Source organism: Jannaschia halovivens, assembly GCF_046452375.1.
In the GTDB taxonomy this organism is placed as follows: domain Bacteria; phylum Pseudomonadota; class Alphaproteobacteria; order Rhodobacterales; family Rhodobacteraceae; genus Jannaschia; species Jannaschia halovivens.
The window spans coordinates 1,353,028-1,376,453 of sequence record NZ_JBKFDJ010000001.1 but is presented as its reverse complement, the minus strand read 5'-3'; the positions used below and the strand labels follow the sequence as shown (position 1 = coordinate 1,376,453).

The window sequence follows — 23,426 nt, the reverse complement described above, 5'->3', positions numbered from 1 at the left end:
ATGCCGTCTCGCCGCCGCAATGGGCCCGCAATTCGCTCCTTCAGGGATTTGCCCCCTTGGCCGCCGCGCGGCCCGCCTCGGTCAACTCGAACGTGCCCACTGCGACCTTCACGAACCACCCGTAGTGGTTGTCGCGCATGATCTGCGTGGCGCGCGTCACGCCGGTCGCGTCTCGCGCGTCACGGCCCCGGCACGTGCCCGCGGCCGCCAGATGCGCCGCGAGGACGAGCGCGTCCTGTCGGTAGGCGGTCACCAGTCCGATCCGCGTGGCACCGCCGGGCGACGGGTCGCCGCGCCGGGCCGCGAATTCGCGCAGCAGCCGGGCGCGGGGCTTCGACAGGAGCCGGGGCTGGAAGGGGCCGGGGTCGCAATGGACCGTCACCAGCCCGTCGCGCGCCCGCACCGTCAGCACCCCGAGACCCAGCCGCCGGGCGAGCTTGAGGTTGGCCTTCAGCGCCGACCATCCGCGCCGCCCGGCCACGTCCGGGACGGCAAGGTAGACATGCGGCGTGACCGCTTGCCGGTCGATGCCCTGATGCACGAGGGCGAGGCTGAACCCGGTCTTCAACTCGACGATCACCGGCGGCTCGTCGCCGCGGACGGCGACCACGTCGGCAGGCCCGATCTCGCCCTTCACCGCGTAGCCCTGGCCTTCGAGGAAGGCCTTCACCGGCGGGTAGAGGTCGGTCTCGCGCATGGGGCCCGGGATAGCGGCGCGGCGGCCCCCGTGACAAGCGCCGCCGGGCGCGCTAAGGCCCCGCGCGACCGCCATCAGACCCAGGGACCTGCCCCATGACCCACCTCGTTCTCGGCCATTTCTCCCCCGATACCGACTCGACCGGCAGCCCGATCGCCTGGGCCTGGTACTTGTCCGAGGTGCAGGGCACGCCCACCCGCGCCGTCCTGACCGGCCAGCCCAACACCGAGGCCGCGTGGATGCTGGGCCGCTGGGGGCTCGACATGCCGGAAGTGATCTCGGAGCTGGCCCCCGGCCAGCCGGTCGTCGTCGTGGACACCAACAATCCCGCCGAACTACCGGCGTCGATCGGCGGGGCCGACCTGCGGCAGATCATCGACCATCACAAGCTGGTCGGCGGGCTCGAGACGGCGGCCCCGATCGACATCACGATCCGGCCGCTTGCGTGCACGGCGACGATCATGGCCGACCTGATGGGGCAGGCGCTGTCCTCGGCCCCCGAAGGCATCAAGGGCGCGATGCTGACCTGCATCCTGTCGGACACGCTGGAATTCCGCTCGCCGACGACGACCGATCACGACCGCGCCGTCGCCGAACGGCTGGCCGACGACCTCGGCATCGACATCCCGTCCTTCGCCGCCGACATGTTCGCGGCCAAGTCGGACGTGTCCTCTTTCTCGGAGGCGGAGCTTCTGCGGATGGATTCGAAGGAATACGAGGTCGGCGGCACCAAGTTCCGGGTCTCGGTTCTCGAGACGACGTCTCCCGCCGCGATCCTCGACCGGAAGGCCGCGCTGATGGAGGCGATGCCCGCCGTCGCCGCCGAGGACGGCGTGGCGCAGGTGCTGCTCTTCGTGGTGGACATCCTCGCCGAGGAGGCGACGCTCCTCGTGCCGAACGCGCTGGTGAAATCGGTCGCCGAGGCGAGCTTCGGCGCTTCCGTGACGGGCGATCAGGTCGTGCTGCCGGGCGTGATGAGCCGCAAGAAGCAGATCATCCCCAGCCTCAAGGTCTGACCGCCCCCCGACGGCCAGACCCGGGCTGTTGCGACCGGCCGCTCCCCCCGAAGCGGCCGGTCGCGTGCGTCATGCCGGATTGCGGAACACGAAAACGGCGATCGCGGCGCCCACGAGCAGCAGGATGGCCAGTCCCGCCTCCAGCCCGCCGGGCGAGGTGCCGTGCAGTTGATCCATGAGCGAGCCGGTGCAGCGCGGCGCGGCGCTCCAGTACTTGATGCAGACGTTCATCTTGTTTTCCCCAAGTCGAAACTAAGGCCATTCTAGTTCGGAAATAAGGCAGACTCGGGGCAGCTTTGCCGCGCGAGATCGCGACAAACGCCATCGTCGGGGCCGCCCGTTTCCGAAATTCGCGAGTTTTTGTAGCGACATGCCGAACAATGGCCGGATGCGCCCCATTTCCCGAACATGACGGGAATCGGGCAGCCCTGTCAGGGGCGGCGAGCGACCATGTCGATTTCGACCAGCGCGCCCACAGCAAGCCCGGTGACCCCGATGCAGGTCCGCGCCGGAAGCGCGCCCTCGGGGAAATAGGCGGCATAGGTCGCGTTCATCGTGGCGTAGTCCCGCTCGAAGTCGGTGAGGTAGACCCGCGCCTGCGCGACGCAGCCCAGATCGAGCCCCATGCCCTCGAGGACGAGGATCAGGTTGTCCATCACGCGCGCGGTCTGTGCCGCGACGCCGTCGGGCAGCGCGCGGTCCGGCTCGCCCGGCCAGGTCGGCATCTGGCCGGTCAGGAAGACCCAGCCATCGACCTCGGTGCAATGCGAGAAGGTCGCGACGGGCGAGGGCGCGCCCTCGATCATGTGAAAGCTGGGGCGCGGCATCAGGCGTCCATCGCCAGACGCGCCTCGAGCACGTCGAAGGGCACGCCCGGCACGTCCTTGGCGCCCCGGATCACCAGCGACGTCTTGACCGAGGCGACGTTGTCGGCCGCCGTCAGCTCGCCCGTCAGGAAGGATTGGAAGGTCGACAGATCGGGGGCGACGCATTTCAGGATGAAGTCGATCTCGCCGTTGAGCATGTGGCACTCCCGCACGAGGGGCCATTCGGTGGCCAGCGCCTCGAAGGCCGAGAGGTCGACCTCCGCCTGGCGCTGCAGCGACACCATCGCGAAGACCTGCACCTCGAAGCCCAGCGCGCGGGCGTCGACATCGGCATGGTATCCCTGGATCAGCCCCGCCTCCTCGAGCGCGCGGACGCGGCGCAGGCAGGGCGGGGCCGAGATGCCGACCCGTCGCGCCAGCTCGACATTCGTCATCCGGCCATCGGCCTGAAGCTCGGCGAGGATCTGGCGGTCGATGGGATCGAGCTTGGTCGGGGGCATGGGTCTCTCCTCGGGTGGCGCGATCTTTCCCACGCGAGGGGTTATTGCGCAAGAATGTTTCGCAACTCCGCAATCATCTTGCGCCCGAGGCGCCGCGGCGGGGGTTCCGCCCGCCGCGATTCGGCCCCATATCGGGAGCCCAAGCGCGAGGAGGCCGTCCCATGTCCGAGACCCGTCATTCCAAGGTTCTGATCATCGGCTCCGGCCCGGCCGGCTATACCGCCGCCGTCTACGCGTCCCGCGCCATGCTGGAGCCCGTTCTGGTGCAGGGCATCCAGCCCGGCGGCCAGCTGACGATCACCACCGAGGTGGAGAATTGGCCCGGCGACACCGAGGTGCAGGGCCCCGCGCTGATGGAACGGATGGAGGCCCATGCCCGCGCCGTCGCCACCGAGATCGTGGGCGATCACATCGCCGAGCTGGACCTCTCGAAGCGGCCCTTCACGGCCAAGTCCGACAGCGGCACGACCTACACTGCCGACGCCCTGATCCTCGCGACGGGGGCGCAGGCCAAGTGGCTGGGCCTTCCGTCCGAAGAGACGTTCAAGGGCTTCGGCGTCAGTGCCTGCGCGACCTGCGACGGGTTCTTCTATCGCGGCCAGACGGTCGTCGTCGTCGGTGGCGGCAACACCGCCGTCGAAGAGGCGCTGTTCCTGACGAACTTCGCCAAAAAGGTCATCCTCGTGCATCGCCGCGACACGCTTCGGGCCGAGAAGATCCTGCAGGACCGCCTCTTCAAGAACCCCAAGATCGAGACGATCTGGGATCACCAGCTCGACGAGGTGCTGGGCTCCGACATGCCCAAGGGCGTGACCGGCGTCCGGCTGGTCCATCGCGAGACGGGCGCCACGCAGGAGGTCGCATGCACCGGCGTCTTCATCGCCATCGGCCACGCGCCCGCATCCGAGCTGGTGAAGGACAAGCTCGAGACCCATATGGGCGGCTACGTCGTCACAAAGCCCGATTCGACCGCGACCAGCATTCCCGGCGTCTTCGCGGCGGGCGATCTGACGGACCACATCTACCGCCAGGCGGTCACGAGCGCCGGAATGGGCTGCATGGCCGCGCTGGAAGCCGAGCGGTTCCTGGCCGAACACGGGCTCGATTCCGAAATCGAGCAGGACCAGTCGGCCCCGCTGGGCTACGGCGCCCCGGTGGACGAACCCGCGGAGTGATCGCGCGCGGGGGATCGCGGCGTTAGGCTTCCCGAAGGGTTTGCCGCCTACTGTCGCGCCGGGCCGGGTGCCGCCCTTGACGCCTGCCATGCCGCTGGCGCATGGCCGGTCCCCGAACGACCGGCCTTAAAATCGCGCCACTTGCGTGCGAGACGCGCCGCAGCCACCGACCGCACGGGAACATCGCATGTCCACCGCCTCGCCGAACCTAGCCCCGATCCAGGAACTCTATGTCAGCTATGACAGCGCGCAGAAGCTCCGGCATGAGGCCGCCGCCCTGCCCAGCTGGGATCTGACGCCGCGCCAGGTCTGCGACCTCGAACTTCTGATGAACGGCGGCTTCGCGCCCCTGAAGGGCTTCATGAGCGAGGCCGATTACGATGGCGTCGTTGCCGACATGCGGCTGGCCGACGGCACGCTTTGGCCGATGCCGATCACGCTCGACGTGTCCGAGGCTTTCGCGGGCGAGATCGCCGAAGGTCAGGATATTGCGCTACGCGATGCCGAGGGCGTAATCCTCGCGATCCTGTCGGTCACCGATCGCTGGACCCCCGACAAGGCGCGCGAGGCCGAGATGGTCTACGGCGCCGACGACCTCGCGCATCCGGCGGTCAACTACCTGCACCATCAGGCTGGCCCGGTTTATCTGGGCGGAGCCATAACGGGCATCCAACCGCCCGTGCATTACGATTTTCGCGCCCGCCGCGACACGCCCAACGAGCTGCGCGCCTATTTCCGCAAGCTGGGATGGCGCCGCATCGTCGCCTTCCAGACCCGCAACCCGCTCCATCGCGCCCATCAGGAACTGACCTTCCGTGCCGCCCGCGAGGCGCAGGCGAACCTGCTGATTCACCCGGTCGTCGGCATGACGAAGCCGGGCGATGTGGACCATTTCACGCGCGTCCGCTGCTACGAGGCGGTGCTCGACAAGTATCAGCCGTCCACGACGACCATGAGCCTTCTGAACCTCGCCATGCGCATGGCCGGCCCCCGCGAGGCGGTGTGGCACGGCATCATCCGCCGCAACCACGGCTGCACCCACATGATCGTCGGGCGCGACCATGCCGGTCCTGGCAAGAATTCGGCGGGGGAGGATTTCTACGGCCCCTACGACGCACAGGACCTGTTCCGGCAGCACCAGGATGAGATCGGCCTCGAGATGGTCGACTTCAAGCACATGGTCTACGTCCAGGAGCGCGCGCAGTACGAGCCGGCGGACGAGATCGTCGACAAGGACGATGTCACGATCCTGAACATCTCGGGCACCGAGTTGCGCCGCCGCCTGCGCGAGGGGCTGGAGATCCCGGAATGGTTCTCCTTCCCGGAGGTGGTTCGCGAACTCCGCCGCACTTCGCCGCCCCGCAGCCAGCAGGGCTTCACGGTGTTCTTCACCGGGCTGTCGGGGTCGGGCAAGTCCACCATCGCCAATGCCATCATGGTCAAGCTGATGGAGATGGGCGGCCGTCCGGTGACGCTTCTTGACGGGGACGTGGTCCGCAAGAACCTGTCGTCGGAGCTGGGGTTCTCGAAGGAGCACCGCGACCTCAACATCCGCCGCATCGGCTATGTCGCGAGCGAGATCACCAAGAACGGCGGCATCGCCATCTGCGCGCCGATCGCACCCTATACCGCCACGCGCCGCGCCGTCCGAGAGGATATCGAGGCCTTCGGCGCCTTCGTTGAGGTCCATGTCGCCACGTCGCTGGAAGAATGCGAGCGGCGCGACCGCAAGGGTCTCTACAAGCTGGCGCGCGAGGGGAAGATCAAGGAGTTCACCGGCATCTCGGACCCCTACGAGGCGCCGGTCGCCGCCGAACTCGTGGTCGATACCGAAGGGTTCGAAGTGGACAATTGTGCGCAGCAGGTTCTGCTGAAGCTCGAAGGCATGGGTCTGATCGCGGGCTGACGCGGGCAAGGACCGGGGGTCGGACCGGTTCGCCGCCCCGCGCCCCTACCGCCGCGGTCGCGCGCGGATGTTCGCATTCGCGTCCCTGGGGTCGGCCACCGGACCGGAACACCAGCGAAATATGAAAAAGCGGGTTCCGACACGCGGACCCCGATCACCGCCGGATTCTCTTTCAATCGCCGGAACCGATCTCGTGGAGCGTTGGTTTGACGGTGAGAACGCCCGATGCGGGACGGTCCATTGCCGATCGTCCCGGCGCCGAACGTCCCGGACGACGCCGGCGCGCAGGATGGGCGAGAGACTGGAACGAGAGACGCGGCAACGCATGCTGGATGAACTGAACATTCTCGTCGTCGAGGACGAAGCGCTGATCGCCATGGAAGTGGCGATGTCGCTCGAGGATGAGGGCGCCGAGATCGTCGGCCCCTGTTCCAGCGTTGCGACGGCCCTGACACGTGTCACCGACGCCGACGCGGCGGTGCTCGACGTGGATGTTCGGGGCGAAGCGGTGTTCCCCGTGGCCGACGAGCTGCGCGCCGCGGGCAAGCCATTCCTCTTTCACACCGGACGCGACGATCTCGATACGCTTCGCGACCGCTACGGGGCCGACGTCCCGATCATCCGCAAGCCGTCGGGCACGACGGGCCTGTCGAACCTCCTGGCCGAAATGGTGAGACGCAAAACCTGACGCGTGCGTCGCGCTCAGGCCCGCCCGCCGGACACATACGATCCCCGATACGAAAACGGCGCCCCGAAGGGCGCCGTTCTAATTTCGGACGGGGTGCGGGACCCCGGGGTTCGGTTCAGTGCACGCTGACGGGGTTCAGATCGTTCTGCCGCGCCAGCGAGAAGGCCAGGCCCCGATCCCCGACCAGCGCCACCTGCTCGCCGTTGGGCTTATGCAGCGCATAGATCTCGTCGAGCCCGCCATCGCGCGCTTCCTTCTGCACGGCACTCGGGAGATCGCCGATCTCGACCTTGCGCACGTAGACAAGACCGGTCGTCGTCGCGTTCGTCAGTTCTTCGTGTCTGGCCATGGGACCATCCTTTCGCGTCGCGCGTATCAGCTTGCGCTGCTCCCGCCGGTTTCGATGCGGATCGTCTGGACAACGTTCTCGGGCTCGGATCGTTGCAGATCGATATGCAACAATCCGTGTTCCATCGTCGCAGCCTGCACGTCGACGCCCTCGGCGAGGACGAAGGCGCGCTGGAACTGCCGCGCGGCGATGCCCCGATGGAGATAGGTCCGCTCGGCGTCATCCTGGCTCCGGCCGCGGATCACCAGTTGGCGATCCTCCAGCGTGATCGCCAGATCCGCCTCGCGGAAGCCCGCGACCGCGAGCGTGATGCGGAAGCCCGAAGGCCCCGTCTGCTCGATGTTGTAGGGCGGGTAGCCGTCGTTGCCGGTCCGCGCTGTGCGCTCGACCAGACGTTCCAGCTCGTCGAAACCCAACAGGAACGGATGGGTGGCGAAGGTCGTCTTGCTCATCGTCGGGTCCTCATGCGTCAAGCGATCCGAGTGTGGCCCGGCCCGCCTGTGCGGCACCGGGTTCGCAAGGTCATGTGGGGATGCGCGGGCCATGGTGCAAGATCATTGGACCCGCGCCCCCAAGCCGTGTAGGACGCGGCAATCCTCGTCTGACCCACGCCGGAGCCGATGCCAGAGACCCCAAGCGAGATGAGCCACGAGGAGGTGCTGCGCGTGCGCCTGCAGGTGCTCCGACAGGAACATGGCGATCTCGATACGGCAATCCGCGCCATGGAGGAGTCGCGCTCGCCCGATCTTCTGGCGGTCAAGCGGCTCAAGAAGCAGAAGCTCGCCTTGAAGGACCGCATCGCGCGGATCGAGGACGAGCTGACCCCCGACATCATCGCATGAGGCGCCAAGATGGCTGACGCACCGCCCGTGGGGATCATCATGGGATCGACCTCCGACTGGCCGACCATGCAGGAGGCGGCCGAGATCCTCGACGCGCTCGGGCTCGGCTACGAGACGCGGATCGTGTCGGCGCATCGCACGCCCGACCGGCTTTGGTCCTATGGGCGCGAGGCCGTGGGGCGCGGCCTCAGGGTCATCATCGCGGGCGCGGGCGGTGCGGCCCATCTGCCGGGCATGATGGCGTCGAAGACGCGGCTGCCCGTGATCGGCGTGCCGGTGCAGACCAAGGCGCTGTCGGGGGTGGATTCGCTTTATTCCATCGTCCAGATGCCGCGCGGCTTTCCGGTCGCGACCATGGCGATCGGGGCGGCGGGGGCGGCCAATGCGGGCCTGATGGCGGCCGGCATCCTCGCGCTTGGCGACCCCGCGCTGGCGGATCGGCTGGACGCGTGGCGGCAGGCCCTGTCCGATGGCATCCCGGAGACGCCCGAATGACCGCGCTCCCGCCCGGCGCGACGATCGGCATCCTCGGCGGCGGACAGCTCGGCCGCATGCTCTCGGTCGCGGCCAGCCGCCTCGGCTACCTCACCCATATCTACGAACCGGGCGCGGCCCCCGCCGCCCATGTCGCCCATGCCGTCACGCAGGCCCCCTACGAGGACGAGGCCGCGCTCCGGGCCTTCGCCGCCGGCGTGTCGGTCATCACCTACGAGTTCGAGAACGTGGCTGCGACCGCGCTCGACCTGCTTGGCGCGGCCCGCCCGATCCGCCCAAACATCGATGCGCTTGCCGTCAGCCAGGACCGGCTGACCGAGAAGACCTTCCTCGGCGGTCTCGGGCTGGCGACCGCGCCGTTCCGCGACATCCCCGACCTCGCCGCGCTGCAGACGGCGCTGGCCGAACTCGGCGCGCCCGCGATCCTGAAGACCCGCCGGATGGGTTATGACGGCAAGGGCCAGGTGCGCATCGACGATCCCGGTCAGGCCGCCGACGCCTTCGCCGCGATGGCAGGGCAGGACGCGATCCTTGAAGGCTTCGTCGACTTCCGCCGCGAGGTGTCGGTGATCGTCGCACGGGGCCTTTCGGGCGAGACGGTGTGCTTCGATCCGGGCGAGAATGTCCACGAGGGCGGTATCCTCAGGACGACGAGGGTGCCGGCCGCGCTCTCGGGGGCCGAGCGGACCGATGCCGCGCTTCTGGCTGGTCGCGTGGTGAACGCACTCGACTACGTCGGCGTCCTCGGGGTCGAATTGTTCGTGACGAACGCAGGCCTCGTCGTGAACGAGATCGCGCCACGGGTGCACAATTCGGGCCACTGGACGCAGGCAGGCTGCGCAGTCGACCAATTCGAGCAGCATATCCGCGCCGTCGCGGGCCTGCCGCTGGGAGACGGGCGGCGCCATGCGGACGTGGTGATGGAGAACCTGATCGGCGACGACATGGACCGGCTGCCCGCGCATCTGGCTGCGCCGGCGACGCAGGTGCATCTCTACGGCAAGTCCGAGGTCCGGCCGGGCCGCAAGATGGGCCACGTCAACCGTATCACGGGCTGAGGGACGGGGTTCACCCCGGCGCCCGCCCGTCGTATGGCCCGCGCCATGACCGACCGACCGCATCGCAATTTCTATGGCCGCATCAAGGGCAAGCACCTGAAGGCGTCGCATCAGGGCTATCTCGACGCCGATCTCGCGGCGCTGTCGCCCGGGGCGGTCGACTGGGACGCGAACCCCGGGCGTGCGCCGCTGGACCTCGGGGCGCTCTTCGGCGGGCGCGATATCTGGCTGGAGATCGGCTTCGGCGGCGGCGAGCACCTGGTGCATCAGGCCGCGACCAACCCGGAGGTCGGGATCATCGGGGCCGAGCCCTATATCAACGGCGTCGCGATGCTGTTGGGCAAGCTCAGGCAGGCGTCGGTCGAGAACGTCCGCATCCATCCCGGCGACGCGCGCGATCTCTTCGACGTTCTGCCGGAGGCGAGCATCGCGAAGGCGTTCCTGCTCTATCCCGATCCCTGGCCGAAATCGCGCCACCATCGGCGGCGCTTCGTGACGCCCGAGCACCTTGAGCCGCTGGCCCGCGTGTTGAAGCCCGGCGCCGAGTTCCGGGTCGCGACCGACATCCCCGATTATGTCCGCCAGACGATGGAAGAGGTGCCGCGCCACGGCTTTGACTGGCTGGCCGAGGGGCCGTCGGACTGGCGCACGCCCTGGGACGACTGGGTGCGCACCCGCTACGAGGCCAAGGCGATCCGCGAGGACCGCGTTCCGCATTACATGACGTTTCGCCGGCGGTAGGGCGGGGCGAGGGGGCCAGCCCCCTCGCGCTCCCCCGCCCAAGGGGGACACGCCCCCCTTGGAGAACCCCCTAGGTATTTCAGGCCAGAGGAGGGCCGGGCGTCAGGCCGGGACGTCCCAGACCTCGCCCGGTGGGACGGCGCGGAAGCTGTCGGCGCTCATATCTGCCTGCGCCAGGGCCTTGCGCAGGCGGCCCGGCGGCTCGTCCCGGGCCTCGTTCGTCAGCTGGAACGTCCCCCAATGGTGTGCCAACGCGTGACGCGCGCCGCAGGCGCGGAAGCCCGCGACCGCCTCTTCGGGGTTCTGGTGCTGATCCTTCATGAACCAGCGGGGCGCGTAGGCGCCGATCGGCAGGATCGCCAGCCGGTAGGGACCATGCGCGGCGGCGGCGGCATAGGGCCGCCCCTCGTCGTAGCCGGTGTCCCCGACATGGAGGATGCGGCCCGCGGGGGTCTCGATGGCGAAGCTGGCCCAGAGCGCGTGGCTGCGGTCGCCGGTGCCCCGCGCGCTCCAATGGTGGCAGGGCAGGAGGCGGACGGCGAGGTCGCCCGCCTCGAGAACGCCACCCCAATCGCTGGCCCGCGCATCGATTCCGTCGATGGCGTCCCGCAGGATCGTGTCGTTCCCGAGCGGGGTCAGGACCGGCATTCCGTGCGCGGCGTGAAGGCGCCGCAGCGTCGCGATGTCGAGGTGGTCGTAATGGTTGTGACTGAGCAGGACTGCGTCGATGGGCGGCAGGTCCCCGAAGGCCACGCCGGGCGCCGTCGCGCGCGCGGGACCGGCGAATCTGAGCGGGCTCGCGCGGCGGGACCAGACCGGGTCCGTCAGGATATTCAACCCACCCGCCTGGATCAGCACGGTCGCATGGCCGACCATCGTGACCCGCAAGTCCGCGACCCGCGCCTCCGGCCTCGCGCGCGTGATGCCGACATCGTCGGGCCAATCGGCCTTTCCGCCCTCGAACTGCCAGCGGAGGAGGTCGCGGAAGCCCTTGGGCGCGGTGCCGCCGGGGTTGAAGAACTGCGTGCCGTCGAAGTGATCCGAGACCGGGCCCGAATAGTAGCGGTTGCCCATGGTGGCCTCGCGTGTGGCGCAGGCCCCGATGCCCAGAAGGGCACCGAGGCCAAGGAAGGTGCGGCGTTTCATGGGGGGGTAGATAGGGGCAGCGGACCGCTTGGACAGGGTGGCTGGACGGATCGGGGCAGGGGCGGCTATCGCGGAGGCCAAGGAGATGCCCATGACCGCGCTCGCCCCCGGCTTTCACGATGTGCCCGACGGCCATATCGCGACCATCGTAACCCATCTGGAAATGCGCGAGAAACCCGCCCCGCGCCCCGCGCCGCCTTGCCCGGACCTGACGCTCAGCCCGCTGGAGGAGCGGACGCCCAAGAGCTACCGCGCGCTGTTTCGCCTCGTCGGGGCGGATTGGCTCTGGCAGTCGCGACTGGCGATGGGCGACGCGGCGCTGGCCGCGATCCTGGCCGATCCCGGAATCGACATCCGGGTGCTCCGGCAGGGCGACGGGGCGGTCGGCCTTCTGGAGCTCGACCACAGGGACTCCGCCGCGGTCGAGATCGCGTTCTTCGGGCTGATTGCCACGATGCAGGGCACGGGGGCCGGGCGCTGGCTGATGAATCGCGCGCTAGATCTGGCCTGGGCCGCATCGCCCGCGCGCGTCTGGGTCCATACCTGCACGCTCGATCACCCCGCCGCGCCCGCCTTCTACCGGCGCAGCGGCTTCACGGTGACCCGGCAGGAGGTCGAGGTGCTCGCCGACCCGCGCCTGGTCGGTCTCTTGCCCCGGGACGCGGCCCCGCACGTGCCGCTGTTCGACTGATGGTGGCGGGGGGCGGCGGGACGCGCTAAGCCCGCGCCCGAGACGACAGGAGACCGCCCATGTCCGGCCACGGAACGCCCCAGCCCCTGACCGCCCGCGCCTCCGGGCCGCTGACCGGCGACGCGCATGTGCCGGGCGACAAGTCGATCAGTCACCGGTCCCTGATCCTCGGGGCGATGGCCGTGGGCGAGACGCGGGTGACGGGCCTTCTGGAAGGCCAGGACGTGCTCGACACCGGCCGCGCGATGCGGGCCTTCGGGGCCGAGGTCGAGAAGCGCGGCGACACCTGGCATGTCCACGGCGTCGGTGCCGGCGGGCTGATGGAGCCCGAGGACGTGATCGATTGCGGCAACGCAGGCACCGGCGTTCGCCTCTTGATGGGGGCGGCAGCGACCCACGGGTTCGCGGTCACCTATACGGGTGACGCCTCGCTCCGGGCGCGGCCGATGGCGCGGGTCACGGACCCGCTGGCGCTGTTCGGGGCGGTGGCACATGGCCGCTCGGGCGGACGGCTGCCGATGACACTCGTGGGCGCGTCCGAACCGGTGCCGGTGCGCTATACGGTCCCGGTCCCCTCGGCGCAGGTGAAGTCGGCGGTCCTCCTCGCCGGGCTGAACGCGCCGGGCGAGACGGTGGTGATCGAGCGCGAAGCGACCCGCGACCATTCCGAGCGGATGCTGGCGGGCTTCGGAGCGGATCTCTCGGTCGAGGACACGCCCGAGGGCCGCGTCATCACGCTGGTCGGTCGCCCCGAGCTGCGCCCGCAGGTCATCGTGGTGCCGCGTGACCCGTCCAGCGCGGCCTTTCCCGTTTGCGCCGCGCTGATCGTGCCCGGCTCGGACGTTCTGGTGCCGAATATCGGCCTGAACCCGACCCGCGCGGGCCTCTTCGAGACGCTGCGCGACATGGGCGCGGACCTGACCTACGAGAACCCGCGCGAGGAGGGGGGCGAGCCCGTCGCCGACCTCCGCGCGCGCTTCTCGCCCGACATGAAGGGCATTGAGGTGCCGCCCGAGCGGGCCGCCTCCATGATCGACGAATACCCGATCCTCTCGGTCGTCGCCGCCCATGCCGAAGGCACAACCGTCATGCGCGGCGTGGCCGAGCTGCGGGTCAAGGAATGCGACCGGATCGACGCGATGGCTACGGGGCTGCGGGCCAACGGAATCACCGTGCGCGACGGCGACGACTGGTGGGAGGTCGACGGTCGGGGCGCGGGCGGGATGCCCGGCGGCGGATCGGTCGAGAGCCATCTCGACCACCGCATCGCCATGTCCTTCGCCGTCGCGGGTCTGGCCGCGCAGGCTCCGGTTACGATCGACGACGCGACGCCCATCGCCACGTCGTTCCCGATCTTCCGCGACCTGATGAACGGGCTGGGGGCGTCGCTGTGACCGGCACCGGCGGCTGCCTCTGCGGCGCGGTGCGCTTCACGGTGGACGCGCCGATGCGCCCCGTCATCGCGTGCCATTGCGCGCAATGCCGCCGCAGCAGCGGCAATCACGTCGCCGCAACGTCGGCCCCGCGCGACGCGGTGACCGTGACCGGCGAGCTGCGCTGGTTCCGCTCGTCCGACACGGCGCGACGCGGCTTCTGCCCGACGTGCGGCGCGCCGCTCTTCTGGGACGGGCCGGGGGTGAACCTGTCGATCATGGCGGGCGCGCTGGACCTGCCCACGGGCCTATCGCTCGCGGGCCACATCTTCTGCGCCGACAAGGCCGACTGGTACGAGATCGCGGGCGACCTGCCGCAGGCCGCAGGGGCCGATCCGGTCCTGACCACGCAGGTGCCGTCGTGATCTTCACGGTGGCCATCGACGGGCCGGCGGCGTCGGGCAAGGGCACGATCGGGCGGGCGCTCGCGGCCGAGTTCGGCTTTGCGCATCTCGACACCGGGCTGCTCTACCGCGCGGTGGGCGCGCGCGTGACGGCCGGCGAGGATGCGACCGCCGCGGCCCGCGCGCTGGTCCCCAGAGACCTCGAGAACCCCGCGCTCCGCACCGCCGAGATCGCCGCCGCCGCCAGCCGATGCGCCGTGATCGCCGAGGTGCGCGCCGCCCTTCTGGACTTCCAGCGGCGCACGGCGCGACGGGAGGGCGGGGCGGTTCTCGACGGGCGGGATATCGGCACCGTCGTCGTCCCCGAGGCCGAGGTGAAGCTCTACGTCACCGCCGCCCCCGAGGTGCGGGCAGACCGCCGCTACCTCGAGCTGGTGGCCAAGGACCCGGCGGTGACGCGGCAGGGCGTGCTGGAGGACGTGCTCGCGCGCGATGCCCGCGACATGGGCCGGGTCGAGGCGCCGCTGGCCGCTGCCCCGGACGCGCTGCATCTGGACACGTCCGAGATGAGCGTCGAGGCCGCACTCGCCGCCGCGACCGCGCTCGTCCGCGACCGGCTGCCGGGCTGAGCGCAGCGATCACCGAAGGTTCATTTCGCGTCGCGGGTCGCAGCGCCTAGGATCGGGCGATGATCCGCGCGCTCCTCTTCCTGATGCTCCTGCCGCTGCCCGCAGCGGCCCACGACATGACGCTCGACCGCATGACCGAGATCCTGACCGCTCTCGACCCCGAGATCGAGGCGGCGGGCGGCGCGTTCCGCTTCACCATCGAGGACGTGCCCGTCCTCATCGTCGCCGATCCCCGCGCCGACCGGATGCGGGCGATGGTCCCGATCCGATCCGCCGAAGGTCTGACCGAGGCCGATCTGCGCCGCATGATGCAGGCTAATTTCGACAGCGCGCTCGACGCCCGCTATGCCGTGGCCGAGGGCCGCGTCTGGGCGATCTTCATCCACCCGTTCCGAGCGCTGGACCGCCGTCAGCTGATCGACGGGATCGGCCAGACGGTGAACGCCGCGCTGACCTACGGCACGCTCTTTACCTCGGGCGCGCTCCAATTCGGGCGGGGAGACAGCCGGGGCGAGCAGCGCCAGCTTCTGGACCGGCTGCAGGAGAAGGGTCAGGACATCTGACCGCTTGAAGGCGCCGCCGCCAGCGGGCAGCGTGACGCCATGACCGACCCCGAGATTTCCTGCCCCGATTGCGGCGGCACCATCAAGTTGACCGAATCGCTAGCCGGGCCGCTTCTGGCGCAGACGCGACGCGACGCCGCCGAGCGGCAGGCTGCCGCGCTCGAGGCCCAGAAGGCCGAGATCGAGGCTGGGGCGCGTGCGGCCGCGCAGGCCGCGCAGGCCGAAGCGCTCGAGACCGCCCGTGCCGAGGCCAAGGCCGCGACCGAGCGGGCGGCGGCGCAGGGCGAGAAGCTGGCCGAGGCGCAGAAGGCGCAGGCCCGCGCGCTGGCCCGCGAGACCGAGCTGGACGAACGCGCGCGCGAGATGGACCTCACGATCCAGAAGCAGGTCGCCGCCGCCACGCAGGCCGCACGCACCAAGCTCGATGCGCAGGCCAAGGCGATGGCCGAGGACCGGCTCCGCGCGGCGCAGGAGGCCGCGACCCTGAAGATCGCCGAGAAGGACACCCAGATGGACGCGCTCCGGCGCCAGATCGACGTGCTGACCAGGAAGGTCGAGCAGGGCTCTCAGCAGCGGCAGGGCGAGGCGGCGGAGCTGGTTCTGGAAGACCAGCTGGCGCGCGCGTTCCCCACCGACGCCGTCGAGCCGGTGCCCAAAGGCATCCGCGGTGCCGATTGCATCCTGCGCGTCGGCGGGGCCGGAACGATCCTGTGGGAATCGAAGCGCACCGCCGCCTGGTCGAAGGACTGGCTGCCCAAGCTGCGCGACGACATGCGTACCGCAGGGGCCGACCTCTGCGTCCTCGTCTCGGAGATGCGGCCCGACGGGGTCGATACCTTCGCCCATGTCGACGGCGTCTGGATCGCCGCGCCGCGCTATGCCGTGCCGCTGGCCCACGTGCTGCGCGACGGGATGGCCCGCGTCGCCGAAGCCCGTGGCGCGCGCGAGGGGCAGGCGACCAAGACCGAGATGCTTTACGACTACCTGACCGGCCCGCAGTTCCGGGGCCGGATGGAGGCCGTGGTCGAGCCGTTCGAGGCGATGCAGCAGGCGCTCCTGCGTGAGAAAAAGCACATGACCGGCCAATGGGCTGCCCGCGAGAAGCAGCTCGAAAAGGCGATGGCCGCGATGCTGGGCATGTATGGCGATGTGAAGGGAATCGCGGGCAGCGCGGTCGCCGCGATCGAGGGGCTGGAGCCCGACTTGCTGGAGGATCACGAGGATGGGTGACCGGATCGACTATGCCGCCGACGGCGCCACGATGCGCGGCTACCGCGCGCGGCCCGACACGCCCAACGGCGCGGCGCTTCTGGTGGTGCCCGCCTTCGCGGGTCTGCGCGACTTCGAGATGGCGCAGGCCGATCGCCTCGCGGCCATGGGCTACGACGTGCTGGGCGTCGATTACTACGGCGACGGCTGGACGGCTGCCGACATGAAGGAGGCGTCGCAGGCGATGCAGCGCCTCAACACCGACCGCCCCGCGCTTCTGCGGCGGACCGAGGCGGCGCTGGACCTGATCTCCGAGGGCCGCCCGGTCGGCGCCGTGGGGTTCTGCTTCGGGGCGAAGGCCGTGCTCGACCTCGCGCGGGCGGGGCATCTGGATGCCGCGGTCTCGCTCCACGGCATCTACGACCGCCCACCCACCGATACCCGGACGATGCCGCCGGTGCTTCTGTGTCACGGCTGGAACGATCCGCTCGCCACGCCGGCCGATTTAGGTGCCATGGCCGAGGAGCTGGAGGCGCATTCGCCCGACTGGCACGCGCTCTGTTTCGGACAGACGGGCCATGCGTTCACGAACCCCGACCAAGGGGACGAGAGCACGGCGCAGATGGGATATGTCGCGGCCTCGGCCGAGCGGACGCAGGCCGCCGTGGACGCGTTCTTCGCGCGCTATCTAATCCGCTAGCGCCGCGCAGAAGGCCGCGATCTTCGCGGCATCCTTCACGCCGGGCGCCGATTCGACCCCCGACGACACGTCGACCTGTCGCGCGCCCGTCAGGCGCACCGCTTCGGCCACGTTTTCGGGCGTCAGGCCCCCGGCCAGCATCCAGGGCAGGGTCCAGTTCCGCCCGGCGATCAGGTTCCAGTCAAAGCCGATGCCGTTGCCACCGGGGAGCACCGCGCCCTCGGGCGGCTTGGCGTCGACGAGGAGCTGGTCGGCGACATCCGCGTAGGTGTCGAGTGCCGCGAGGTCGCCTGCATCGCGCACGCCCACGGCCTTCATCACCGGCAGCCCGGTCCGGGCCCGGATCGCCGCGACCCGTTCGGGCGTCTCGCGACCGTGGAGCTGGATCATGTCGAGCGGGACTGCCTCCAGCGCGTCCAGCAGAGCGTCCTCGGGATCGACCACCAGCGCGACCTTGGCGAGCCCCGGCGGCGCGGCAAGTGCCAGGTCGCGCGCCGTGGCGGGATCGACGTTGCGCGGGGACTTGGGGAAGAACACGAGGCCCATATAGGCCGCACCGGCGTCCGCAGTCGCGGTCACGTCGGCCGTCGTCCGCAGGCCGCAGATCTTGGCGCGCACGCCGCCGGTGCGACGCGTCACGCGCAGCATGGATGCGGTCTCAGCGGGGGGTGTCGAGCAGGGCGAGAACCTCGTCCTGCTCCGTGGTGGCGCGGGTCTTGGCCAGTTCGCGCTCCAGCCGTTCCTTCTGCGCACGCTCGGACCGGGCCTCGGCGCGGTGCTTGTGCTCGCGCAGCCATTCCCAGACGAACCCGATCAGCAGGCCGACCGCGATGGCCGCGAAGATGACGACGAAGAGGGGCAGCGTGATCCCGGCCCCGGCGCCGACATAGTCGCTCAGGCCCTCGGGCAGCAGGCGCAGCGTCACCGCACCGCGATTGGCCAGCGCCAGCACGAGGAGCAGGAAGGCCAGGAGCCCGAGGAAGAGATAGCGCAGAAAGCTCATGCTCCGGACCTAGCCCTGCCGCGCGGTGCTGTCCAGATGAAGGCGATCAGGCGCGGTTGTTCAGCCGGTCGCGCAACAGCTTACCCGCCTTGAAGAACGGCACGTGCTTGCGATCGACATTGACCGATTCACCGGTGCGCGGGTTCCGCCCGATGCGCGCATCGCGTTCCTTGACGGAAAAGGCGCCGAAACCGCGCAGTTCAACCCGGTCCCCATCGGCCAGCGCGGACGTGATCTCGTCGAAGATGGTCGAGACGATCTTCTCGACATCGCGCTGGTAGAGATGCGGATTCTCGTCGGAGACCTTCTGAATCAATTCGGAGCGTATCATACTGGTGTTCCCCCACCGCCCGCCTGTCTTACGTTCAGGCGGCTACGTCGCTGTGTATCGCAAAAGTCGCGGGATACCGAAAGGGGGCAGGCGCGAACTCCGTGTGAAATAACCATGATTTCACGGATCGATCAACATATGGTATGGGTCGGGCCCATTCGGGATACGTCTTTCGACACTTCGTTATGCGGCCATGCCGCAAGGCGTTCGGGCGAAAACGCCGTAACCCAAGGTTCGGGCGAAACGAAGAAGGGGCCCGCGAGGGGCCCCTTCGAAGTGATATGACGCAGGCTGCGCCCGCGATCAGTCGTCGGACTTTAGCGCCGCGCCGAGGATGTCGCCGAGCGACGCGCCCGAGTCGGACGACCCGAACTGCTCAACGGCTTCCTTCTCCTCGGCGATCTCGCGCGCCTTGATCGAGAGACCCAGACGACGCTCCTTCGAGTTCACGTTGGTCACGCGGACGTCGATCTTGTCGCCGACGCCGAAGCGCTCGGGGCGCTGGTCGGCACGGTCGCGGGCCAGGTCCGAGCGGCGGATGAAGGACTTCATGCCCTCGTATTCCACCTCGATGCCGCCATCCTCGATCTTTGTCACCTCGACGGTGATGATCGAGCCGCGCTTCACGCCGCCGATCGCCTCGGCGTAGGGGTCGCCCCCGGCCGCCTTGATCGAGAGCGAGATGCGCTCCTTGTCGGTGTCGACCTCGGACACGACCGCCTGGACGATGTCGCCCTTGCGGTAGTCGCCGATGACGTCCTCGCCCCGGCCTTCCCAGGTCAGGTCCGACAGGTGGACCATGCCGTCGATATCGCCGGGCAGGCCGATGAACAGACCGAACTCGGTGATGTTCTTGACCTCGCCCTCGACGGCCGTGCCCTCGGGGTGGGTCTCCGCGAAGACCTCCCACGGGTTGCGCATCGTCTGCTTGAGGCCGAGCGACACGCGGCGCTTGGCGGTGTCGATCTCGAGAACCATGACCTCGACCTCTTGCGAGGTGGACACGATCTTGCCCGGATGGACGTTCTTCTTGGTCCAGGACATCTCGGAGACGTGCACGAGACCCTCGACGCCCGGCTCCAGCTCCACGAACGCACCGTAGTCGGTGATGTTCGTGACGCGGCCCGTATGGGTCGAATCGAGCGGGTACTTCGCGATCACGGTATCCCACGGATCGTCCTGCAGCTGCTTCATGCCGAGGCTGATACGATGGGTTTCCTTGTTGATCTTGATGACCTGCACCTTGACCGTCTCGCCGATCGACAGGATCTCGCGCGGGTCGTTGACCCGGCGCCAGGCCATGTCGGTGACGTGCAGCAGGCCGTCGACGCCGCCGAGATCAACGAACGCACCGTATTCGGTGATGTTCTTGACCACGCCCTCGACGGTCTGGCCCTCGGCCAGGTTGCCGATGACCTCGGCGCGCTGTTCGGCGCGGCTCTCTTCGAGGATGGCGCGGCGCGAGACCACGATGTTGCCGCGACGGCGATCCATCTTGAGGATCTGGAACGGCTGCTTGAGGCCCATCAGGGGGCCGGCGTCGCGCACGGGGCGCACGTCGACCTGCGAGCCGGGCAGGAACGCCACGGCACCGCCGAGATCGACCGTGAAGCCGCCCTTGACGCGACCGAAGATCGCGCCCTCGACGCGCTCTTCCTTACCGTAGGCCGCTTCGAGGCGGTCCCAGGCGGCTTCGCGGCGGGCCATCTCGTGCGAGATGACGGCTTCGCCGCGCGAGTTCTCGACGTTGCGGAGGTAGACTTCCACCTCGTCGCCGACTTCGATTTCGGGGGCTTCGCCGGGCTGGGCGAATTCCTTGAGATCGACGCGACCTTCCATCTTGTAGCCGACGTCGATGATGGCCTGGCCCGCTTCGATCGCGATGACCTTGCCCTTGACCACCGACCCTTCGGTCGGCGTGTCGATTTCGAGGCTTTCGTTAAGGAGGGCCTCGAATTCCTCCATGGATGCGTTCTGAGCCATGTGGCTGATGGTGTCCTATCTGGTTGTTGCTGGCCGCGCGGTTGTCTCCGCCGGTCTGGGTTGATGTCCGCCTTCGGCGAAACGGGTTGGTCGGGTGAAAGCGCGTCGGACGCGGCCGGAAGCCGCGCCTTGGATCGCGCTGTCGGATGACGCGCGTGGGTTAGGGGAAATGCGGCCGATCTGCAAGGGGCGTTGGCCGCATCCGGGGGGCCCGGCGCCCCGGCGCCGCGCGCGCCCGCCACCGCGACGCTTCGCCCGTTGCCGCGCGCCCGTGCCCTCGCTAGACGATGCGTCGCGCAGATGGGGGAGCGACCATGCCCGACGACCTTCTCAACAGCTTCATGACCGGCCCCGACGAGAACGGGCGCTTCGGCGATTTCGGCGGACGGTTCGTCTCCGAGACGCTGATGCCGCTGATCCTCGAGCTGGAACGGCAATACGAGTTCGCCAAGACCGACGACAGCTTCTGGGCCGAGATGCACGACCTCTGGACCCACTATGTCGGCCGTCCCTCGCCGCTCTACTTCGCCGAGCGTCTGACCGAACGGCTGGGCGGCGCGAAGATCTACCTCAAGCGCGACGAGCTCAACCACACAGGCGCGCACAAGATCAACAACGTGCTGGGCCAGATCATCCTGGCGCGGCGCATGGGCAAGACGCGGATCATCGCCGAGACGGGCGCGGGCCAGCATGGCGTCGCCACTGCGACGGTCTGCGCGAAGTTCGGCCTGAAATGTGTCGTCTACATGGGCGCCCACGACGTCGAGCGCCAGAGCCCCAACGTCTTCCGCATGAAGCTGCTGGGCGCCGAGGTCATCCCCGTCACCTCCGGGCGCGGCACGCTCAAGGACGCGATGAACGACGCGCTGCGCGACTGGGTGACCAACGTGGCCGACACGTTCTACTGCATCGGGACGGTGGCGGGCCCGCACCCGTACCCGGCGATGGTCCGCGACTTCCAGGCGATCATCGGCAAGGAAGCCCGCGAGCAGATGATGGCCGCCGAGGGCCGGCTGCCCGACACGATCATCGCGGCCATCGGCGGCGGGTCGAACGCGATGGGCCTGTTCTTCCCGTTCCTCGACGACAAGGAGGTCGCGATCATCGGGGTCGAGGCCGGCGGCAAGGGCGTCAACGACCGGATGGAGCATTGCGCGTCCCTGACAGGCGGGCGGCCCGGCGTGCTGCACGGCAACCGGACCTACCTGCTGCAGGACGACGACGGCCAGATCCTCGAGGGTCACTCGATCAGCGCGGGCCTCGACTATCCGGGCATCGGGCCCGAGCATTCATGGCTGCACGACATCGGGCGGGCGGAATATGTCTCGATCACCGATGTCGAGGCGCTGGAGGCGTTCCAGCTCTGCTGCGAGATGGAAGGGATCATCCCCGCGCTCGAGCCCAGCCACGCTTTGGCCCACGTGACGAAGATCGCCCCCGACCTACCGGCCGATCACCTGATCTGCATGAACATGTGCGGCCGGGGCGACAAGGATATCTTCACCGTGGCCCGCGCCCTGGGCTGGGACATGGGCGACGTCCTCTAACCCACGGGTTATGCGCATGCGACCAATGTCCTGTATTGCGGGCCTAAACCGCCGTCGAATGGCCAGATCGGGATCGCTGGCCGACCCTCGCTCCATTGCAACCAGACGCAGGAGCGCGACATGTTCATCAAACCCACCTCGCTGGCCGGTATCATCGGTCTGATGTTCGGACTGCCCGCCGCGGCCCAGACCTTCAACGAGCAGATCATCGCCGACCTCGAAGGGCAGGGGTTCGAGTATATCGAGATCAAGAACGGTCCGACCCAGACGAAGGTCGAAGCCGTCGATGGCGACATGAAGCTCGAGGTCGTCTACGACAACGAGACCGGCGAGATCCTTAAGCAGGAGACCGAGGCCGCCGAGGACGAGTATCTGGGGCGCGAGGGGATCGAGATCGACCGCCGCGACGAGGACTTCCTCGATGACGACGATTTCGATGACGACGACGACGATGATGACGACGACGATGATGATGACGATGATGACGATGATGATGATGACGACGACGATGACAGCGACGACGACTGATCCGCGTCTGGATCGGGACTAGGACCGGGGATGGGGGCGGCGCGCCCGCCTCCATCCCGCGAAGAGGGCTGGAGATGACACGTATATGTTCGCGGCTTCTTCGGGCAGGGCTCCTCGTCGGGGCCCTGTCGTTCGGTGCGGCTGCGCAGGCACAGTCGCCGTCGGGCATGATCGGCCGCCTGCAAGCCGAGGGCTTCGACCGGATCGAGGTCAGCCGCACGCTTCTGGGGCGGGTCCGCATCGAGGCGCGCGGCAACGGTCAGCGCCGCGAGATCGTCTTCAACCCGCGCACGGGCGAGGTGCTGCGCGACTACGCCCGCGCCGATGACGACCGCGACGACGACCGACGGGATCGCGGGCGGGGGCGCGACAGGGACGACCGCGATGATGATGACGAAGACAACGATGACGACGATGATAACGGCGGCGGCAGCGGCAACTCGGGCTCGGGCAGCGGCAATTCCGGCTCCGGCTCGGGCGACGGTGGCGACGACGATGACTGATCGCGACGACGGGAACACCTGCTTCGCATGAAGACGCGCGGGCTGGCTCTGGCGCTGCTGGTGGCCGTGCAGGCTGTCTGCGCGATCGTGTTCGTCTACGATATCCTGGTCGGAGTGCTGGGCTTGCGGACGGTGCCGTTGGCCTGGGGGCTGCGCGAGCTGATCGAGATCGGCGCGGCGCTGGGCCTGCTCCTCGGCTCGGTCCTCGGTGCGCTGGCCATTCGGCAGTCGGACCGACGGCGCCGCGAGGCCGAGCGCCGGCTGCACGCGGCGTCCTCGGCCTTCATGGACCTGGTGGAGGAGCGGTTCGACGCCTGGGGGCTGACCCCGGCGGAGCGCGACGTGGCGCTGTTTTCGCTCAAGGGACAGGGCCTCGGCGACATCGCCCGTCTCCGGGGCACGTCGGAAGGCACGATCAAGGCGCAGAGCGCGGCGGTCTACCGCAAGGCGGGCGTCTCCAGCCGCACGCAGCTCCTCGGGCTCTTCGTCGAGGACATGATGGAAGACCGCGCCTGAGCGACA

The 23,426-nt window shown here is 69.0% G+C and carries 30 protein-coding genes; 19 read left to right on the top strand and 11 right to left on the bottom strand.

Annotated features, from left to right (window positions below; all coding sequences use genetic code 11):
- Positions 1 to 40: 40 nt before the first annotated feature.
- Positions 41 to 697 carry a DUF2161 domain-containing phosphodiesterase gene (locus ACK8OR_RS06975; RefSeq protein WP_410188693.1) on the bottom strand — a complete coding sequence of 219 codons (657 nt, stop codon included), beginning with the start codon at positions 695 to 697 and terminating at the stop codon, positions 41 to 43.
- A gap of 95 nt (positions 698 to 792) precedes the next feature.
- Here ACK8OR_RS06975 and ACK8OR_RS06970 point away from each other — a divergent pair, with 95 nt between their 5' ends.
- Positions 793 to 1,713, top strand: a complete 921-nt coding sequence (locus tag ACK8OR_RS06970; protein WP_410188692.1) for a manganese-dependent inorganic pyrophosphatase — start codon at positions 793 to 795, stop codon at positions 1,711 to 1,713.
- A gap of 69 nt (positions 1,714 to 1,782) precedes the next feature.
- Here ACK8OR_RS06970 and ACK8OR_RS06965 read toward each other — a convergent pair whose 3' ends face one another.
- The 3 genes from ACK8OR_RS06965 to ACK8OR_RS06955 all read right to left on the bottom strand — a co-directional run bounded on the left by ACK8OR_RS06965 (position 1,783) and on the right by ACK8OR_RS06955 (position 3,040).
- Positions 1,783 to 1,944 (bottom strand): hypothetical protein, encoded by a 162-nt coding sequence (locus tag ACK8OR_RS06965; RefSeq protein WP_410188691.1) that lies wholly within the window; start codon positions 1,942 to 1,944, stop codon positions 1,783 to 1,785.
- A 200-nt stretch (positions 1,945 to 2,144) separates the two neighbouring features.
- On the bottom strand, positions 2,145 to 2,540 hold the full coding sequence (locus tag ACK8OR_RS06960) for a RidA family protein (protein WP_410188690.1): 396 nt from the start codon (positions 2,538 to 2,540) through the stop codon (positions 2,145 to 2,147).
- A complete protein-coding gene (locus tag ACK8OR_RS06955; RefSeq protein ID WP_410188689.1) occupies positions 2,540 to 3,040 on the bottom strand; it encodes an Lrp/AsnC family transcriptional regulator in 501 nt (166 codons plus the stop codon). Before ACK8OR_RS06955 ends, ACK8OR_RS06960 begins: the two co-directional genes overlap by 1 nt.
- Positions 3,041 to 3,201: 161 nt before the next feature.
- On the opposite strand from ACK8OR_RS06955, the gene trxB reads away from it, so the two are divergent.
- From trxB to ACK8OR_RS06940, 3 genes are all read left to right on the top strand, one after another.
- Positions 3,202 to 4,215 carry a thioredoxin-disulfide reductase gene (gene trxB / locus ACK8OR_RS06950; RefSeq protein ID WP_410188688.1) on the top strand — a complete coding sequence of 338 codons (1,014 nt, stop codon included), beginning with the start codon at positions 3,202 to 3,204 and terminating at the stop codon, positions 4,213 to 4,215.
- A 187-nt stretch (positions 4,216 to 4,402) separates the two neighbouring features.
- The gene (locus ACK8OR_RS06945; protein WP_410188687.1) at positions 4,403 to 6,121 is read left to right on the top strand and encodes a bifunctional sulfate adenylyltransferase/adenylylsulfate kinase; all 1,719 of its coding nucleotides are present in this window, start codon (positions 4,403 to 4,405) and stop codon (positions 6,119 to 6,121) included.
- A 325-nt stretch (positions 6,122 to 6,446) separates the two neighbouring features.
- On the top strand, positions 6,447 to 6,809 hold the full coding sequence (locus ACK8OR_RS06940) for a response regulator (RefSeq protein ID WP_410188686.1): 363 nt from the start codon (positions 6,447 to 6,449) through the stop codon (positions 6,807 to 6,809).
- A gap of 115 nt (positions 6,810 to 6,924) precedes the next feature.
- Here the strand turns inward: ACK8OR_RS06940 and ACK8OR_RS06935 are convergent, their stop codons facing one another.
- Positions 6,925 to 7,158: a DUF1150 family protein gene (locus ACK8OR_RS06935; protein ID WP_410188685.1), complete on the bottom strand. Its 234-nt coding sequence runs from the start codon at positions 7,156 to 7,158 to the stop codon at positions 6,925 to 6,927.
- A 26-nt stretch (positions 7,159 to 7,184) separates the two neighbouring features.
- The gene (locus ACK8OR_RS06930) at positions 7,185 to 7,610 is read right to left on the bottom strand and encodes an Hsp20 family protein (protein ID WP_410188684.1); all 426 of its coding nucleotides are present in this window, start codon (positions 7,608 to 7,610) and stop codon (positions 7,185 to 7,187) included.
- 168 nt (positions 7,611 to 7,778) lie between these two features.
- Between ACK8OR_RS06930 and ACK8OR_RS06925 the strand changes: the two genes are divergently transcribed.
- Genes ACK8OR_RS06925 through trmB form a run of 4 tightly spaced genes read left to right on the top strand, consistent with a single transcriptional unit; the run spans position 7,779 to position 10,294 of the window.
- Positions 7,779 to 8,000, top strand: a complete 222-nt coding sequence (locus ACK8OR_RS06925) for a YdcH family protein (RefSeq protein WP_410188683.1) — start codon at positions 7,779 to 7,781, stop codon at positions 7,998 to 8,000.
- A gap of 9 nt (positions 8,001 to 8,009) precedes the next feature.
- Positions 8,010 to 8,495 carry a 5-(carboxyamino)imidazole ribonucleotide mutase gene (gene purE, locus ACK8OR_RS06920; RefSeq protein ID WP_410188682.1) on the top strand — a complete coding sequence of 162 codons (486 nt, stop codon included), beginning with the start codon at positions 8,010 to 8,012 and terminating at the stop codon, positions 8,493 to 8,495.
- Positions 8,492 to 9,553: a 5-(carboxyamino)imidazole ribonucleotide synthase gene (locus tag ACK8OR_RS06915; protein ID WP_410188681.1), complete on the top strand. Its 1,062-nt coding sequence runs from the start codon at positions 8,492 to 8,494 to the stop codon at positions 9,551 to 9,553. The genes purE and ACK8OR_RS06915 overlap by 4 nt, the downstream gene beginning before the upstream one ends.
- A 45-nt stretch (positions 9,554 to 9,598) precedes the next feature.
- The gene (trmB, locus tag ACK8OR_RS06910) at positions 9,599 to 10,294 is read left to right on the top strand and encodes a tRNA (guanine(46)-N(7))-methyltransferase TrmB (protein ID WP_410188680.1); all 696 of its coding nucleotides are present in this window, start codon (positions 9,599 to 9,601) and stop codon (positions 10,292 to 10,294) included.
- A gap of 102 nt (positions 10,295 to 10,396) precedes the next feature.
- Here trmB and ACK8OR_RS06905 read toward each other — a convergent pair whose 3' ends face one another.
- Complete coding sequence (locus ACK8OR_RS06905; protein ID WP_410188679.1) at positions 10,397 to 11,440, bottom strand: MBL fold metallo-hydrolase; 1,044 nt, start codon at positions 11,438 to 11,440, stop codon at positions 10,397 to 10,399.
- A 91-nt stretch (positions 11,441 to 11,531) separates the two neighbouring features.
- Between ACK8OR_RS06905 and ACK8OR_RS06900 the strand changes: the two genes are divergently transcribed.
- From ACK8OR_RS06900 to ACK8OR_RS06870, 7 genes are read left to right on the top strand one after another with little or no spacing between them, the layout of a single operon-like run.
- Positions 11,532 to 12,131, top strand: coding sequence for a GNAT family N-acetyltransferase (locus ACK8OR_RS06900; RefSeq protein WP_410188678.1), 600 nt, complete (start codon positions 11,532 to 11,534; stop codon positions 12,129 to 12,131).
- A gap of 59 nt (positions 12,132 to 12,190) precedes the next feature.
- Positions 12,191 to 13,525: a 3-phosphoshikimate 1-carboxyvinyltransferase gene (aroA, locus tag ACK8OR_RS06895; protein ID WP_410188677.1), complete on the top strand. Its 1,335-nt coding sequence runs from the start codon at positions 12,191 to 12,193 to the stop codon at positions 13,523 to 13,525.
- On the top strand, positions 13,522 to 13,929 hold the full coding sequence (locus ACK8OR_RS06890) for a GFA family protein (protein WP_410188676.1): 408 nt from the start codon (positions 13,522 to 13,524) through the stop codon (positions 13,927 to 13,929). The genes aroA and ACK8OR_RS06890 overlap by 4 nt, the downstream gene beginning before the upstream one ends.
- Positions 13,926 to 14,537 (top strand): (d)CMP kinase, encoded by a 612-nt coding sequence (locus ACK8OR_RS06885; RefSeq protein WP_410188675.1) that lies wholly within the window; start codon positions 13,926 to 13,928, stop codon positions 14,535 to 14,537. The genes ACK8OR_RS06890 and ACK8OR_RS06885 overlap by 4 nt, the downstream gene beginning before the upstream one ends.
- A 59-nt stretch (positions 14,538 to 14,596) precedes the next feature.
- A complete protein-coding gene (locus ACK8OR_RS06880) occupies positions 14,597 to 15,100 on the top strand; it encodes a polysaccharide deacetylase family protein (protein ID WP_410188674.1) in 504 nt (167 codons plus the stop codon).
- Positions 15,101 to 15,139: 39 nt separating this feature from the next.
- Positions 15,140 to 16,330, top strand: a complete 1,191-nt coding sequence (locus ACK8OR_RS06875; protein WP_410188673.1) for a DUF2130 domain-containing protein — start codon at positions 15,140 to 15,142, stop codon at positions 16,328 to 16,330.
- A complete protein-coding gene (locus ACK8OR_RS06870; RefSeq protein ID WP_410188672.1) occupies positions 16,323 to 17,009 on the top strand; it encodes a dienelactone hydrolase family protein in 687 nt (228 codons plus the stop codon). The genes ACK8OR_RS06875 and ACK8OR_RS06870 overlap by 8 nt, the downstream gene beginning before the upstream one ends.
- On the opposite strand, the gene ACK8OR_RS06865 is transcribed toward ACK8OR_RS06870, so the two are convergent.
- The 4 genes from ACK8OR_RS06865 to rpsA all read right to left on the bottom strand — a co-directional run bounded on the left by ACK8OR_RS06865 (position 16,998) and on the right by rpsA (position 20,326).
- On the bottom strand, positions 16,998 to 17,657 hold the full coding sequence (locus tag ACK8OR_RS06865; protein ID WP_410188671.1) for a phosphoribosylanthranilate isomerase: 660 nt from the start codon (positions 17,655 to 17,657) through the stop codon (positions 16,998 to 17,000). The two genes, ACK8OR_RS06870 and ACK8OR_RS06865, sit on opposite strands and share 12 nt — an antisense overlap.
- 10 nt (positions 17,658 to 17,667) lie before the next feature.
- The gene (locus tag ACK8OR_RS06860; protein WP_298434437.1) at positions 17,668 to 18,012 is read right to left on the bottom strand and encodes a LapA family protein; all 345 of its coding nucleotides are present in this window, start codon (positions 18,010 to 18,012) and stop codon (positions 17,668 to 17,670) included.
- Positions 18,013 to 18,058: 46 nt separating this feature from the next.
- Positions 18,059 to 18,343: an integration host factor subunit beta gene (gene ihfB / locus ACK8OR_RS06855; RefSeq protein WP_298434434.1), complete on the bottom strand. Its 285-nt coding sequence runs from the start codon at positions 18,341 to 18,343 to the stop codon at positions 18,059 to 18,061.
- Between the two features lie 303 nt (positions 18,344 to 18,646).
- Positions 18,647 to 20,326: a 30S ribosomal protein S1 gene (gene rpsA, locus ACK8OR_RS06850; protein ID WP_298434431.1), complete on the bottom strand. Its 1,680-nt coding sequence runs from the start codon at positions 20,324 to 20,326 to the stop codon at positions 18,647 to 18,649.
- Positions 20,327 to 20,640: 314 nt separating this feature from the next.
- On the opposite strand from rpsA, the gene trpB reads away from it, so the two are divergent.
- The 4 genes from trpB (at position 20,641) to ACK8OR_RS06830 (ending at position 23,420) form a co-directional block, all read left to right on the top strand.
- Positions 20,641 to 21,873 (top strand): tryptophan synthase subunit beta, encoded by a 1,233-nt coding sequence (gene trpB, locus ACK8OR_RS06845; RefSeq protein ID WP_410188670.1) that lies wholly within the window; start codon positions 20,641 to 20,643, stop codon positions 21,871 to 21,873.
- Positions 21,874 to 21,993: 120 nt separating this feature from the next.
- Positions 21,994 to 22,401, top strand: coding sequence for a PepSY domain-containing protein (locus tag ACK8OR_RS06840; RefSeq protein ID WP_410188669.1), 408 nt, complete (start codon positions 21,994 to 21,996; stop codon positions 22,399 to 22,401).
- A 74-nt stretch (positions 22,402 to 22,475) separates the two neighbouring features.
- Positions 22,476 to 22,904: a hypothetical protein gene (locus ACK8OR_RS06835; protein ID WP_410188668.1), complete on the top strand. Its 429-nt coding sequence runs from the start codon at positions 22,476 to 22,478 to the stop codon at positions 22,902 to 22,904.
- 27 nt (positions 22,905 to 22,931) lie between these two features.
- A complete protein-coding gene (locus ACK8OR_RS06830) occupies positions 22,932 to 23,420 on the top strand; it encodes a helix-turn-helix transcriptional regulator (RefSeq protein ID WP_410188667.1) in 489 nt (162 codons plus the stop codon).
- Positions 23,421 to 23,426: the final 6 nt, after the last annotated feature.